Annotated in this window: 12 protein-coding genes; 4 read left to right on the top strand and 8 right to left on the bottom strand. The window is 58.4% G+C overall.

Annotated features, from left to right (window positions below):
* Positions 1-44: 44 nt before the first annotated feature.
* Positions 45-1,982 carry a murein transglycosylase gene (gene sltY / locus L362_RS01605; RefSeq protein WP_023345404.1) on the bottom strand — a complete coding sequence of 646 codons (1,938 nt, stop codon included), beginning with the start codon at positions 1,980-1,982 and terminating at the stop codon, positions 45-47.
* Between the two features lie 227 nt (positions 1,983-2,209).
* On the opposite strand from sltY, the gene ettA reads away from it, so the two are divergent.
* Positions 2,210-3,877, top strand: coding sequence for an energy-dependent translational throttle protein EttA (gene ettA, locus L362_RS01610; protein ID WP_021240576.1), 1,668 nt, complete (start codon positions 2,210-2,212; stop codon positions 3,875-3,877).
* A gap of 92 nt (positions 3,878-3,969) precedes the next feature.
* On the opposite strand, the gene L362_RS01615 is transcribed toward ettA, so the two are convergent.
* Positions 3,970-4,869, bottom strand: a complete 900-nt coding sequence (locus L362_RS01615) for a LysR family transcriptional regulator (protein WP_023345403.1) — start codon at positions 4,867-4,869, stop codon at positions 3,970-3,972.
* Positions 4,870-4,977: 108 nt separating this feature from the next.
* Between L362_RS01615 and L362_RS01620 the strand changes: the two genes are divergently transcribed.
* Positions 4,978-5,979, top strand: coding sequence for a zinc-binding alcohol dehydrogenase family protein (locus tag L362_RS01620; RefSeq protein WP_023345402.1), 1,002 nt, complete (start codon positions 4,978-4,980; stop codon positions 5,977-5,979).
* A 54-nt stretch (positions 5,980-6,033) separates the two neighbouring features.
* Here L362_RS01620 and nadR read toward each other — a convergent pair whose 3' ends face one another.
* From nadR to serB, 3 genes are all read right to left on the bottom strand, one after another.
* Positions 6,034-7,266: a multifunctional transcriptional regulator/nicotinamide-nucleotide adenylyltransferase/ribosylnicotinamide kinase NadR gene (gene nadR / locus L362_RS01625; RefSeq protein WP_006810194.1), complete on the bottom strand. Its 1,233-nt coding sequence runs from the start codon at positions 7,264-7,266 to the stop codon at positions 6,034-6,036.
* 35 nt (positions 7,267-7,301) lie between these two features.
* Entirely contained in the window at positions 7,302-8,687 is a 1,386-nt protein-coding gene (gene radA / locus L362_RS01630) for a DNA repair protein RadA (RefSeq protein WP_003856523.1), read from the bottom strand.
* 74 nt (positions 8,688-8,761) lie between these two features.
* Positions 8,762-9,730, bottom strand: a complete 969-nt coding sequence (gene serB / locus L362_RS01635; RefSeq protein ID WP_023345401.1) for a phosphoserine phosphatase — start codon at positions 9,728-9,730, stop codon at positions 8,762-8,764.
* Positions 9,731-9,847: 117 nt separating this feature from the next.
* Here serB and L362_RS01640 point away from each other — a divergent pair, with 117 nt between their 5' ends.
* Positions 9,848-10,492 carry a YtjB family periplasmic protein gene (locus tag L362_RS01640; protein ID WP_008502067.1) on the top strand — a complete coding sequence of 215 codons (645 nt, stop codon included), beginning with the start codon at positions 9,848-9,850 and terminating at the stop codon, positions 10,490-10,492.
* 39 nt (positions 10,493-10,531) lie between these two features.
* Positions 10,532-11,548, top strand: coding sequence for a lipoate--protein ligase LplA (lplA, locus tag L362_RS01645; protein ID WP_023345400.1), 1,017 nt, complete (start codon positions 10,532-10,534; stop codon positions 11,546-11,548).
* Between the two features lie 85 nt (positions 11,549-11,633).
* Here the strand turns inward: lplA and deoD are convergent, their stop codons facing one another.
* The 3 genes from deoD to deoA all read right to left on the bottom strand — a co-directional run bounded on the left by deoD (position 11,634) and on the right by deoA (position 15,056).
* Complete coding sequence (gene deoD, locus L362_RS01650; protein ID WP_003856538.1) at positions 11,634-12,353, bottom strand: purine-nucleoside phosphorylase; 720 nt, start codon at positions 12,351-12,353, stop codon at positions 11,634-11,636.
* A 103-nt stretch (positions 12,354-12,456) separates the two neighbouring features.
* The gene (gene deoB / locus L362_RS01655; RefSeq protein ID WP_014882457.1) at positions 12,457-13,680 is read right to left on the bottom strand and encodes a phosphopentomutase; all 1,224 of its coding nucleotides are present in this window, start codon (positions 13,678-13,680) and stop codon (positions 12,457-12,459) included.
* 53 nt (positions 13,681-13,733) lie between these two features.
* Positions 13,734-15,056, bottom strand: coding sequence for a thymidine phosphorylase (deoA, locus tag L362_RS01660; protein WP_021240582.1), 1,323 nt, complete (start codon positions 15,054-15,056; stop codon positions 13,734-13,736).
* Between the last annotated feature and the right edge of the window lie 45 nt (positions 15,057-15,101).

The following is a 15,101-nucleotide window of genomic DNA, read 5'->3' as shown; positions in this document are numbered from 1 at the left end:
TCTTGTACTCATTAGCGAGTACAGCATAACACAACCCACGCCGATCAGTAACGTCTCTGCCACTCGGCATCGCTCATCAGGGTATCTTTCTGCCCCATGAAGTAGCGATAGTAGGCGTCATAAGCCAGCACGTTCTTCACGTAGCCGCGCGTTTCCGAGAACGGGATGCTCTCGACAAACGCCACGGCGTCGATGCGTCCGGCGCTGTTGCCGAGCCAGGTGCGCACGCGACCCGGTCCCGCATTGTATGCCGCCGACGAGAAGATGCGGTTGTTGCCGAACTGCTGGTACACATACTGCAGGTAGCTGGTACCGATGTTGATGTTGGTATCCGGATCGAGAAGCTGTGACGGGCTACTGTATCCAGGGATGTTAAACATCTTCACCGTGTGCGTCGCCGTGCCCGGCATGATCTGCATCAGGCCGCTGGCGCCCACCGGGGAACGGACTTTCGGGTTCCAGGCGCTCTCCTGACGGGCAATCGCCATCGCGTAACTTTGCGGGATATCTTTGCCGCTGGTGTAGCGATCGAACAGATCCTTGTAAGCCAGCGGGAAACGCTCTTCGAGATGATCCCACAGCTTACCGGCGATCGTCGCCTGCACGCTCAGATCCCACCAGTGGTTATCAAACGCATAGCGGGCAAGCTGAGCTTTTTCATCGGTAGTGCGGCTGGTCACCAGATTCGCCCACTCGCTGCGCGCGGTGTTGTCCATATTCCAGTACATCAGCTCGCGAACGCGCGCCATTTCTGGCCCCTGGGTCAGCGCCGGATTCGCGTTAGCGGGCGCTTTATCGATGCGGAAGGTGTACTCCTCGCCCAGGCGCTGCGCGGCCGCCATCGGGTAGAACCCGCGCTGCTGCATCAGCGTATGAAGAATTTCTTTGGCCTCATCATCACGACCGCGCTCCAGCAGCAGATCGGCCTGCCAGTAACGCCATTCATCTTTCTCCTTGGCCTCCATAGGCAACCGGGCGAGCCAGGTATTGAGCCCACGACGGTCGCCCGTACCCAGCGCCATTCGCACGCGGCGTTCCACCAGCGACGTGGAGTTCGAACGCATAATCGCATCGTCTCGCCAGCGCGCCTGCTCGTCGGTCACATCGGTGCCCATCAGTCGCCACGCCACGATATCGCGCAGCTCCTGCGTTTGCTCCTCATTAAGCTGCTGCGCCTGCACCAGCTGCGGGATCATCAGCCGCGCGTTTTCCACATCGTCACGCGCCACGCTGGCAAAAGCCACCGCCGCCATCTGGCGGGTAAAATCGGTCGCGCCCGTACTGCGGGCAAAGGTCAGGACGCTGTTGGGATCGTTTGCCAGCGAGATAACTGCCGTGGAAATCGTCTGGTAATCGGACGGCATCTGCCCCGCCAGCGCAGTCACCAGACGCGTATTACCGGCTTTCATCGCCAGGCGGATACGCTCGAGGTAGGACAGCGGATCCTGCTTGCCGGAAGCACGCCACGCGCCAAACAGGGAATCACAGGCGTTCGGCTGGTTTTTCCCGGTCAGCCAGAGCTCTTTCGCCCCGGCCCAGGCCTCTTCCTGCTGGCCGGTCGCCCATTTTGCGTAGTAGTAGTTACACTGCGCTTCGGTGGTATTCGGCTTTTCAGGGCTAAACGCCAGCAGCCCGCGCCAGTCTTCACGTCGCGCCAGTTCGTTCACAAAACGAGACTGAAGATTCCGGGCTGGCGGCAGGGTCGGGTTCGCCTGAATGAAGTTATTCACGGTAACGGTGGGTTGATTCATGAGATCGTCCGTAATTTGACGATACTCCAGATACGGATACAGCGGATAATCCTTGAGCGTCGGCATCAGCGCCTGCACGGTATCCATCTGCTTGTTGTCCCATGCCTGTTTAATCTGGGCATACCGGTTACGTTGTTCATCCAGTGAATCGGCATGCACCGCCTGGCTTACCGCCATTACGCATACGCTGGCAGCCAGCAGACGCCAGACCACCCGTTTGGCTTTTTCCACAAGCTCTTCCTCATTGTTTTTTCGTCAATTGCAGCGTCTTGCCACGTCAAAGTCTCATTAACTTATGCTAACCAGGCATCCTGCAACGCGCCACGTCATGGACACTTTTTTACCTTTCTTGCGCGTTTTAACACTCCCGACGTTCCTGGCTGGGATTAGGGCGGGAAAAAGGCTACACTTCGAGGCTGAAATTCCTTCTCATTACGATAAAAGAGGCGAAGTCCAACGTGGCTCAATTCGTTTATACCATGCATCGTGTCGGCAAAGTTGTCCCGCCGAAACGTCATATTCTTAAAAATATCTCGCTGAGCTTCTTCCCGGGCGCAAAAATCGGTGTTCTGGGTCTCAACGGTGCCGGTAAGTCCACCCTGCTGCGCATCATGGCCGGCATTGATACAGACATCGAAGGTGAAGCCCGTCCGCAGCCTGGCATCAAGATTGGCTACCTGCCGCAGGAACCTCAGCTGAACCCGGAACACACCGTTCGCGAATCCGTTGAAGAAGCGGTGTCCGAAGTGGTTAACGCCCTGAAAGGTCTGGATGAAGTGTATGCCAAATATGCCGAACCGGATGCGGACTTCGACAAGCTGGCCGCACAGCAGGGCAAGTATGAAGAGATCATCCAGGCGCACGACGGTCACAACCTGAACGTGCAGCTGGAGCGCGCGGCGGATGCCCTGCGTCTGCCGGACTGGGATGCAAAAATCGCGAACCTCTCCGGGGGGGAACGCCGCCGCGTGGCGCTTTGCCGCCTGCTGCTGGAAAAACCAGACATGCTGCTGCTCGACGAACCGACTAACCACCTGGATGCGGAATCCGTGGCGTGGCTGGAGCGCTTCCTGCACGACTTCGAAGGCACCGTTGTGGCGATTACCCACGACCGTTACTTCCTCGACAACGTCGCCGGCTGGATCCTGGAGCTGGACCGCGGTGAAGGTATTCCGTGGGAAGGCAACTACTCCTCCTGGCTGGAGCAGAAAGATCAGCGTCTGGCTCAGGAAGCGTCTCAGGAAGCGGCGCGCCGTAAGTCTATCGAGAAAGAGCTGGAGTGGGTGCGTCAGGGCACGAAAGGCCGTCAGTCTAAGGGCAAAGCCCGTCTGGCACGCTTTGAAGAGCTGAACAACACCGAATACCAGAAACGTAACGAAACCAACGAACTGTTTATTCCACCTGGAGCTCGTCTGGGGGATAAAGTGGTTGAAGTGACCAACCTGCGTAAGTCCTACGGCGACCGCGTGCTGATCGACGATCTGACCTTCTCCGTACCGAAAGGCGCTATCGTGGGCATCATCGGTCCGAACGGCGCGGGTAAATCGACCCTGTTCCGCATGATGTCCGGTCAGGAACAGCCAGACAGCGGCTCTATCACCCTGGGTGAGACCGTGAAGCTGGCCTCCGTTGACCAGTTCCGTGACGCGATGGATAACAGCAAAACCGTGTGGGAAGAAGTTTCCGGCGGTCTGGATATCATGCGTATCGGCAACACCGAGATGCCAAGCCGCGCCTACGTTGGTCGCTTTAACTTTAAAGGCACCGACCAGGGCAAACGCGTGGGCGAGCTGTCCGGCGGTGAGCGCGGTCGTCTGCACCTGGCGAAGCTGCTGCAGGTGGGCGGTAACGTTCTGCTGCTCGATGAACCAACAAACGACCTAGATATCGAAACCCTGCGCGCGCTGGAAAACGCCCTGCTGGAGTTCCCGGGCTGTGCAATGGTTATCTCGCACGACCGCTGGTTCCTCGACCGTATCGCGACCCACATTCTGGACTACCAGGATGAAGGTAAAGTGGAGTTCTTCGAAGGTAACTTCACCGAATACGAAGAGTATAAGAAACGCACGCTGGGCGCCGACGCGCTGGAGCCGAAGCGTATTAAGTACAAGCGTATTTCTAAGTAAGTGCCCAAAAGCCGGGTGGCGCTCACGCTTACCCGGCCTACGGTTCTGCGCAGTTTGTAGGCCGGGTAAGGCGAAGCCGCCACCCGGCTTTTTTATTTACCCACGTAATACCGCTTCACCTCGTCAAACTGCATTGCAAAGTCGATATAGCTCATCAGCGCGGGTGAGTTGAGCTTACGGCTCGGATAGGCCAGCCACAGGTCGTTTCCTTCAACATTCCACTCCGGCAGTACCTGCACCAGCGCGCCTTTTTCAACCTTATCTTCTACCAGAAATGCAGGAAGCAGCGTGATCCCCGCCCCGGCCATCGCGCACTCGCGGGCGTACACCAGATTATCGGTCATATGCGCGTTATCCGGCAGGTAGCGATAGTCCTCATTCTCGCTTCGCAGAAGCCACTCCGACCAGGCTCTGTGCGTAATGCTGCGGTGCTCCACCAGCTGACGGGGATGCGTTAGCGGCCCACGGCGCGCCAGATAGTCCGGCGAGGCCAGCATGTAACGCGGGCAGTGCCCGATCATGCGGCCAATCAGGGAGGAGTCCTGCGGCTTGCCGGTACGCAGCGCCACGTCAAAGCCGGCCTCGACCAGATCCACCACGTCATCAGAGATCGACACGTCCAGCGAAACCTCGGGATAGCGAAGCTGGAACTCGGCATTCATATGCGCCAGCAGCGTCGCGCCAATCCCCGCCGGGCAGGTGATGCGCAGCCGCCCGCTGGGGTTTTCGCGCAGGCGCTGGATGGCGTACTCCGCCCGCTCGCTGGCCGCCAGCATTTCACGGCAGTGCACCAGATAGTGCTCGCCCGCAAACGTCAGGTTCAGCCTGCGCGTGGTGCGGTTAAGCAGGCGAATGCCCACCTGCTGCTCCAGCTGGCTAATCCGCTGGCTCACGCTGGATTTTGGCAGCTCCGCCTTCTGGGCTGCCGCGGTAAAGCTGCCCATCTCGGCCACCAGCGCGAATAGCGCCATATCCTGCAGCTGTTTAAACATGATTGTTCATCCTGTACGAACGCTGAGTTCTTAATTGTCCATCTTATCACGCAGATGGCCACTTAATAGACTAGCCTCAACAAAACGCATGCCATTGAGGAGCACACCATGTCAGTTAAAGCCATCGCCGTTAACCCTGAAAATCCCTCTACTTTCATTGAAATCACTCCACCGATGCCGCAGCCCGGCGAGCACGATCTGCTGGTGGAGGTGAAAGCCGTCTCCGTTAACCCGGTCGATACCAAAGTCCACGCGGGCATTGCTAAGAACGGGCTGAACGAGCCGCGTATTCTCGGATGGGATGCCAGCGGGATCGTCAAAGACGTTGGGGCTGGCGTGACCGGATTCAAACCGGGAGATGAAGTGTGGTACGCAGGCGACATCACCCGTCCGGGCAGCAACACCACACATCAGCTGATCGATGCGCGCATTGTCGGGCACAAACCGTCAAGCCTCGGCTGGGCGGCTGCCGCCGCGCTGCCGTTGACCGCGCTCACCGCGTGGGAAGGCCTGTTTGAACGGCTGAATATTCAGGATGCCGGTACGGACAAAACCCTGCTGATCATCGGCGGTGCGGGCGGCGTGGGATCGCTGGCGATCCCGTTTGCGAAGCACAACAGCAAGGTAAAGGTCATCGCAACCGCGTCCCGTGAAGATTCCGCCCGGTGGTGCCGCGATCGCGGTGCAGATGTGGTGGTGAACTACCGCGATCTGAAAGGCGAACTGGCGAAGCACGGGCTGACCTTTGTGGATTACATTTTCATCCTCAACGACACCGACGGGCACTGGGATGCGGTCAGCGACCTGATTGCACCGCAGGGGCATATCTGTTCTATCGTGGAGAATGAACACCCGCTGAACCAGGACAAGCTGAAGTCCAAATCCGCCGCCCTGCACTGGGAATTTATGTACACCCGCAGCATGTACCAGACCGCTGATATGGCGCGTCAGGGTGAGATCCTCAATGAGGTCGCGAAGCTGGTGGATAACGGCGTGGTGGAAAGCTCACTGAGTGAAACGCTGCACGGGCTGAGCGTGGAAAGCATTACCGAGGCGCACCGCAAGGTGCTGGACGGGCATATGCGTGGGAAAGTGGTGGTTGAGTTCTGAGTGGCTTGATGCCCTCACCCTGGCCCTCTCCCACAGGGAGAGGGCGGTTAACGCTTACCCCTGCTCCCCCATCATCTCCTTCACCAGCTCGACGCAGCGCAGGAAACGGGAGTCGTAGTCTGACTCTTCAACGTGCACAAACTCAACGTTGTTTTCGTTGAGCATCTCCACCAGCATGGACTGGAATTCCCGCCTGTCCACCGAGCTGCCGAGGCTGCGCATGCCGTCGGCCACCCACGGGGTGTTGTTTTCCAGCAGGATCACCAGGTCAAAGCGGTATTCGTCAATCAGCGCCTGCACGAACGGGTGCTCGCGCCCCTCGTACTTTTTGCAGAACGCCTGCGTGGTGACAAAATCGGTATCGATAAATGCCACCTTGTTGGCGTATTTCACCGCGAAATCAATGTACTGAGCGTGACCGAGCGCGATTTTGTCGTAGTCGGAATACTGCAGCGCCATCTCGTCGCCACCCAGGTGCGAGAAGACATAGTCACGGCCGTACTCCCACGCGCTGGTGGTGTTGAAGATGTTAGCGAGCTTGTTGACCAGCGTTGATTTACCGCTCGACTCGCCGCCCAGAATAGCTACCGTGCGCACGAAGAACGGCTTCACTTCGGTCGGAATGTAATCCCAGTAGCGGAACGGGTTTTCGCGGATCTGCGCCCCGCTGATGTTCATAAAGGTGCGTTTCGGATCGATCAGCACCGTCTCGATGCCCAGATGCTCGCGGAACTGCGGCGCGTCGGACTCTTCAGAGGTGTAGATCCAGTTCGGCGCAATGCCCTTCTCTTCCATAAACGCTTTGATGCCGTTGCTCCACACGTCCCAGCCGTGCGGGTACGGCTCCATACCCTCTTCGTTAAAGGCATGAATGCGAATGTTTTTCTGGTACTTGAAGGTCTGAAGCAGCCAGCGCAGACGGTCCGGCACGGTCGGCTGCTGCGACATGGCGCTGTCTTCAAACAGCTGACGATCGCGGGTTTCGTCGTACCCCATGATGATGTGCAGCTCGTCCACCTGGCTACAGGCGCGCTGGATCAGATAGATATGCCCGGTATGCAGCGGGTAAAACTTGCCGAACACCACGCCGATGTTCTTTTGCATACGCGGGAATTCCAGCCCCAGAAAGCGGTGCAGCGCTTCCAGCTTCTGCGCGCTGGGGCTTTTGATTTTGGCGTTCAGCAGTTGGCTCAGGTAGCCTTTGGTCATGCCGCTGGCGTCTGCCACCTGCTGCAACGTGCAGCCTTTCTGGCGGATAGCGGTCTTGATGTAGTCAAATGATGACATAAATTACGGTGCCTCCTGCAAAATCGAATACGTAATTATAAGTCGTCAAAGACATTTAACGCATCTGCGAGTTTCTTCACGCCAAAAACCTGCATCCCTTCCGGGATTTTTTTCGGCACGTTGGCAGCGGGAACGATAGCCCGACGGAAACCGTGTTTTGCCGCCTCGGAGATACGCTCCTGGCCGCTCGGCACCGGACGGATTTCCCCGGCGAGGCCCACTTCGCCAAAGACGACCAGATCCTGCGGCAGCGGTCTGTCGCGCAGGCTGGAGACCATCGCCAGCAGCAGCGCCAGGTCAGCGCTGGTCTCGGTGACTTTGACGCCGCCGACCACGTTCACGAAGACGTCCTGATCCGCCATCTGCAGCCCGCCGTGACGGTGCAGCACCGCCAGCAGGATTGCCAGGCGGTTCTGTTCCAGACCGACCGCCACGCGCCGCGGGTTGCCCATCATCGAGTGATCCACCAGTGCCTGAATTTCGACGAGCAGCGGGCGCGTCCCTTCCCACAGCACCATCACCGAGCTGCCGGAGGTGATTTCATCTCCCCGGCTCAGGAAGATGGCCGACGGGTTGCTGACTTCGCGCAGCCCCTGTTCGGTCATGGCAAAGACGCCCAGTTCGTTAACCGCCCCAAAGCGGTTTTTATGGCTGCGCAGGGTACGGAAGCGAGAGTCCGCGTCGCCGTCGAGCATCACGGAGCAGTCGATACAGTGTTCAAGCACCTTCGGTCCCGCCAGCGAGCCGTCTTTGGTCACGTGACCCACCATCACAATCGCCACGCCGCGCGTTTTGGCAAAGCGCGTCAGGTAGGCCGCGGTTTCACGCACCTGCGCGACGCTGCCCGGCGAGGACTGGATGTCCGCCATGTGCATCACCTGGATGGAGTCGATCACCATCAGCTTCGGCTGCTCTTCTTCGGCGATCATGCAGATCTGCTCGATGCTGGTTTCCGACAGCATATTCAGGTTGCCGGTCGGCAGGCCGAGACGGTGCGCGCGCATCGCCACCTGCTGGAGTGATTCTTCGCCCGTGACGTACAGGGTTTTCATCTGTTCGGCGAGCTTGCAAAGCGTTTGCAGCAGCAGAGTCGATTTACCCGCGCCCGGGTTACCGCCGATCAGGATCGCGCTGCCCGGCACCACGCCGCCGCCGAGCACGCGGTCAAATTCCTTGAAGCCGGTGGAGAAGCGCGGCAGCGCCTCCAGGCTGATGTCTGAAAGTTTTTGTACCTTCGACACGCCTGCATTGCCCGCATAGCCACTCAGGCGTTCATTGCGCGCCACGCTCGGCGAAGCCGCCACACCACGCACTTCGGTGATGGTGTTCCAGGCATGGCAGGCGCTGCATTGCCCCTGCCAGCGCGGATAATCCGCACCACATTCATTACAGACAAATGCGCGTTTTGGAGCTTTCGCCACGGTTTACCTCGTTATTTCTCTGCGGCCTGCGAGCCGGGTGGCGCTTACGCTTACCCGGCCTACAAAGCAGACCGTTATTTCTGATTAAGGCTGCCGGAGAGAATGCAGAACACCCCCATCAGGTCAGCGTGACGGATAGTCACTTCCGTCTTTTCATTCACTTTTGGCTTGGCATGGTAGGCAATGCCCAGGCCGGCCGCTTTGATCATCGGCAGGTCGTTCGCGCCGTCACCGATGGCGACGGTCTGGACAACCGGAATTTTATATTTTTCCGCGAGGCGCGTCAGCGTATTGGCTTTGTACTGGGCATCCACAATATCGCCGATCACCTGACCGGTCAGCTTGCCGTCCATGATCTCCAGCTCGTTGGCCACCACGGTGGTCAGATGCAGTTTTTCCCGCAGATAATCTGCGAAGAAGGTGAAGCCACCGGAGGCGATCGCCACCTTCCAGCCGAGGGACTGCAGCTTCAGCACCAGCTGCGTCAGCCCTGGCATCAGGGGCAGTTCATCGCGCACCTGACGCAGAATGTTGGCATCGGCCCCTTTCAGGGTCGCCACGCGCTGTCGCAGGCTGGCGGTGAAATCCAGCTCGCCGCGCATCGCACGCTCGGTGACTTCAGCCACCAGCTCGCCGCTGCCCGCCAGCTTCGCAATTTCGTCGATACACTCGATCTGAATGGCGGTAGAGTCCATGTCCATGACCAGCAGGCCAGGCGTTTTCAGGTGCGGAATTTTACCCAGCGGTGCGACATCCAGCCCGGCGTCATGCGCCAGGCGCGTGGCGCGCTGGGTCAGAGAGCCCGCCAGGCGAATGACCTGGTAGTCTTCCACGCACCAGGCGGCGACGATGACCATCGCGGCCCCCAGTTTGGTTTGATACTGGGTCAGGCGTTGCTTATCCAGACCGCGTCCGTACAGCAGCCAGCCGCTACGACCGGCGTGGTAATCCAGAGGCATCACCTCATCGCCACTTAAAGAGAGCGGCAATCCTGGCCATAAAGAGACATCCGTTGGCAGGTCACACCAGGTAATGTTCGGCATTAAAGCTCCTGTAATTTCGTTCGCGCCGGAAGGTTGCAGAGGGAAAATAACGCATGAGGCTACCCTGTAACCATCACTTCTGGCAACATTAAGCCGTAAATTTTCAGCAGGTGGAATATGGCTCGCGCAAAACTGAAATTCCGGCTCCATCGCGCCGTGATTGTCCTTTCCTGTCTCGCACTCTTAGTGGTGCTGATGCAAGGGGCATCGTGGTTTAGCCAGAACCATCAACGGCAACGCAACCCGCAGTTTGAAGAGCTGGCCCGCACGCTGGCACGCCAGGTCACGCTCAACGTCGCGCCGTCCATGCGTAACGAAACGCCTGACGAGAAGCGGATAGGCCAGGTTTTACGCCTGCTCACGGAGAACAGCCGCATTCTTGATGCCGGTGTCTATGATGAGCAAGGCAACCTGATTGCCCGCGCGGGTGAGCACGTCGACGTGCGAGACAGGCTGGCGCTGGACGGCAAAAAAGCCGGCGGCTATTTCAACCAACAGCTTGTTGAACCTATTCAGGGGAAGAATGGCCCGCTGGGCTATCTGCGCCTCACCCTTGATACCCACACCCTGCCCACTGAAGCCAAACAGGTCGATAATACCACCAATATTCTGCGCCTGATGCTGCTGCTTTCACTCGCCATCGGCGTTGTGCTGGCACGCACTCTGCTTCGGGGCAAGCGCACGCGCTGGCAGCAATCCCCGTTCCTGCTGACCGCCAGCCGGTCAGTCCCCGAAGACGAAGAGAGCGAGAAGAAAGAATAGTGATAAAGTAGGCGAATGATTCGGAAAAGGAACTCTGCCATGTCGACGTTACGCCTGCTTATCTCTGACTCTTACGATCCCTGGTTTAACCTGGCAGTGGAGGAGTGCATCTTCCGCCAGATGCCTGCCACCCAGCGCGTACTGTTTCTCTGGCGCAATGCCGATACGGTGGTTATTGGTCGTGCGCAAAACCCGTGGAAAGAGTGCAACACCCGCCGTATGGAAGAGGACAACGTCCGTCTGGCGCGCCGCAGCAGCGGCGGCGGCGCGGTATTCCACGATCTGGGCAATACCTGCTTTACCTTTATGGCGGGCAAACCGGAATACGACAAAACCATCTCAACGTCCATCGTCCTCAACGCGCTCAATTCGCTCGGCGTGACGGCTGAAGCCTCCGGACGTAACGATCTGGTGGTCAAAACACCCGATGGCGACCGCAAGGTATCCGGCTCTGCCTATCGCGAAACGATGGATCGCGGATTCCACCACGGCACCCTGCTGCTGAACGCCGATCTCAGCCGTCTGGCTAACTACCTTAATCCAGATAAGAAAAAGCTACAGGCTAAGGGCATCACCTCCGTGCGCGGGCGCGTGGCGAATCTGGTGGAACTGCTGCCCGGGATTACTCACGAGCAGATTTGCGATGCGATTCGTGAAGCCTTCTTCGAACATTACGGCGAGCGGGTAGAAGCTGAAGCGATCTCCCCTGACAAAACACCGGACCTGCCCAACTTCGCGGAAACCTTTGCGCGCCAGAGCAGCTGGGAGTGGAACTTCGGTCAGGCCCCTGCCTTTTCCCATCTGCTGGACGAACGGTTTACCTGGGGCGGCGTGGAGCTGCACTTCGACGTGGAGAAAGGCCATATCACCCGCACGCAGGTCTTTACGGATAGTCTCAATCTGGCACCGTTAGAGGCGTTAGCCGCTCGTCTGCAGGGCTGTTTGTATCGGGCGGATATGTTGCATCAGGAGTGTGATGCGCTGATCGGCGATTTTCCGGAGCAGGAAAAAGAGTTAAGGGATTTGTCAGCATGGGTTGCACAGGCCGTGCGCTAGTAAAAAAGCCCGCTTGCGCTGCGCTTAGCGGGCTTACAAAACCGTAGGCCGGGTCAGGCGAGGCTGCCACCCGGCACAACAGCTCTTACTCTTTATCGCCCAGCAGAACGGATTCCAGCGCGATTTTGATCATGTCGTTGAAGGTGGTCTGACGCTCGGCAGCGGTAGTCTGCTCGTGGGTACGGATATGGTCAGATACGGTGCAGATGGTCAGCGCTTTCGCACCGAATTCAGCCGCTACGCCGTAGATACCGGCCGCTTCCATTTCCACGCCCAGGATGCCGTATTTTTCCATCACGTCGAACATGTCGCCTTCTGGCGAGTAGAACAGATCGGCAGAGAACAGGTTGCCCACGCGCGCGTCAACGCCCAGCGCTTTTGCCGCGTCAACCGCGTTACGCACCATGTCAAAGTCAGCGATGGCCGCAAAGTCATGATCCTTAAAGCGGATGCGGTTGACTTTAGAGTCGGTACACGCGCCCATGCCGATCACCACGTCACGCAGCTTAACGTCCATGCGCACCGCACCGCAGGAGCCTACGCGGATGATTTTCTTCACACCGAAATCGGTGATCAGCTCTTTGGTGTAGATGGAGCAGGATGGGATACCCATGCCGTGGCCCATAACGGAGATTTTGCGGCCTTTATAAGTACCCGTGAAGCCCAGCATGCCGCGAACGTTGTTCACTTCACGCACGTCTTCCAGGAAGGTTTCTGCAATGTGCTTCGCGCGCAGCGGGTCGCCCGGCATCAATACGACGTCAGCGAAATCACCCATTTCTGCATTAATGTGAGGAGTTGCCATCTTCAGTTCCTTTTAACTTGTTGTTTTTGCCGGGTGGCGGCTACGCCTTACCCGGCCTACAAAACCGTAGGCCCGGTAAGCGAAGCGCCACCGGGCAATGACATCAGAACATGGCCTTGCCATATTCCATGTCAGACGTACCAAAGTATTTCGCCAGGGTCTGGCCAATGTCCGCGAAGGTTTCACGGTGACCCAGCGAACCCGGCTTCACTTTCGGGCCGTACACCAGCACCGGAATGTGCTCACGGGTGTGGTCGGTACCGGTCCAGGTTGGATCGCAGCCGTGGTCCGCGGTCAGGATCAGAATGTCATCTTCACCCACCAGCTCCATCAGCTCCGGCAGGCGGCGGTCGAACAGCTCAAGACCCGCAGCATAACCCGCTACGTCGCGACGGTGACCCCAGGAGGAGTCGAAGTCGACGAAGTTGGTGAAGACAATGGTCTTGTCGCCCGCTTCTTTCATCTCTTTGATGGTGGCATCGAACAGCGCATCGAGTCCGGTCGCTTTGACCTTTTTGGTGATGCCGCAGTTAGCGTAGATATCCGCGATTTTGCCCACGGACACCACGTGGCCGTCTTTCTCATCGACCAGCTTCTGCAGCACGGTTGGCGCCGGCGGCTCAACGGCCAGATCGTGACGGTTACCGGTACGCTGGAAGTTACCCGCTTTGTCGCCAATAAACGGACGCGCGATCACGCGGCCAATGTTGTAGCCGCCTTCGGTCAGCTCTTCACGGGCGATTTCGCACAGCTCGTAGAGTTTATCCAGGCCAAAGGTCTCTTCGTGGCAGGCAATCTGGAACACGGAGTCAGCAGAGGTGTAGAAAATCGGCTTGCCGGTTTTCATGTGCTCTTCGCCGAGCTGGTCCAGAATCACGGTACCGGAAGAGTGGCAGTTACCGAGGTAGCCCGGCAGGTTGGCACGCTTCACCAGCTTATCGAGCAGCTCCTGCGGGAAGCTGTTCTCGTGATCGGAGAAGTAACCCCAGTCGAACAGCACCGGCACACCGGCGATTTCCCAGTGTCCAGACGGGGTGTCTTTACCGGAGGAGAGCTCGTGCGCCCAGGCGTAAGCGCCCACCACTTCCGCGTTGCCGTCCATACCGGCTGCGATTTTACCGGTAGAGCCTTCATGCGCTTTCACCAGCCCAAGGCGGGTCAGGTTAGGTAGAGTCAGAGGGCCTTTACGACCGTTGTCCGCTTCGCCTTTCGCACAGGCTTCCGCGATGTGACCCATGGTATCGGAACCCACGTCACCAAAACGTTCCGCATCTTCGGTTGCGCCGATGCCGAATGAGTCCAGCACCATAATAAATGCACGTTTCATAATTGTTCTCCGTACGTAGTGCTTCAAAAATTATCGATCAGATCAGTATACCGCTATTCGGTGATACGGCGATAGACAGTCGGTGTGGTTTCCGGCGCTTTATTGTCAAGCGTAATAGCCGCCTTCACCGCTTTCGCCGCTTCCTGCCAGCTGGCTTCATCTTTGGCGTGGATCACCGCCAGCGGACGTTGGCCGTCAACGCTGTCGCCCAGACGGGCCATATCGGTGAAGCCGACGCTGTAATCAATGGTATCTGACGCCTGACGACGGCCGCCGCCCATAGACACGACCGCCATACCCAGCGCGCGGGTATCCATTGCCGAGACAAACCCTTCGCTGTCGGCATACACCGCTTTGCTGAGCGTCGCGGTCGGCAGGTACTTCGCATAGTTTTCGACGAAGTCGGTCGGGCCTTTCTGCGCCGCAACCATGCGGCCAAAGATCTCCGCCGCTTTGCCGTTGTCCAGTACCGCCTGTAGCTTCGCGCGGGCGTCGGCGTCGTCTTTGGCCAGCTTGCCGGAGATTAACATCTCCACGCACAGCGCCATGGTGACATCGAACAGACGCGGGTTGCGGTATTCGCCTGTCAGGAACTGGACGGCTTCGCGCACTTCGACGGCGTTACCGGCGCTGGAAGCCAGCACCTGGTTCATGTCGGTGAGCAGTGCGGTAGTGCGCACGCCCGCGCCGTTGGAGACGCCAACGATCGCTTCGGCCAGCGCCTCAGAGAGTTCATAGGTTGGCATAAACGCGCCGCTGCCTACCTTCACGTCCATCACCAGCGCGTCCAGCCCTTCTGCCAGCTTCTTCGCCAGGATAGAGGCGGTGATCAGCGGGATGGAGTCAACGGTCGCGGTGATGTCGCGGGTCGCGTAGAAACGCTTGTCTGCCGGAGCAAGAGAGCTGGTCTGGCCGATAATCGCCACACCAACGTCTTTAATAATGTCGCGGAAGCGGTTGTCATCCGGGAAGATATCGAAGCCCGGAATGGCTTCCAGTTTGTCGAGCGTACCGCCGGTGTGGCCCAGGCCGCGCCCGGAGATCATCGGGATATAACCGCCACAGGCTGCCACCATGGGGCCAAGCATCAGGGAGGTCACGTCGCCCACGCCGCCGGTGGAGTGTTTATCCACAATCGGGCCGTTAAGGTTGAGGCTTTTCCAGTCCAGAACGGTTCCTGAATCTCGCATCGCCATGGTCAGCGACACGCGCTCAGGCATCGACATATCGTGGAAGAAAATGGTCATCGCCAGAGCCGCAATCTGCCCTTCAGAGACGGTGTTATCACGAATGCCGTTGATGAAGAAGCGGATCTCTTCGTCGCTTAATGCATGACCATCACGTTTTTTACGAATAATTTCTTGTGCGAGAAACACGGTAACCCCCATGAGGAATCGGGTGAATGGTGGCGGGTACGGTTT

Origin of the sequence: Enterobacter sp. MGH 16, assembly GCF_000493175.1 — a bacterium.
Taxonomy (GTDB): domain Bacteria; phylum Pseudomonadota; class Gammaproteobacteria; order Enterobacterales; family Enterobacteriaceae; genus Enterobacter; species Enterobacter roggenkampii.
This window is presented reverse-complemented; position numbering and strand designations above follow the sequence as displayed.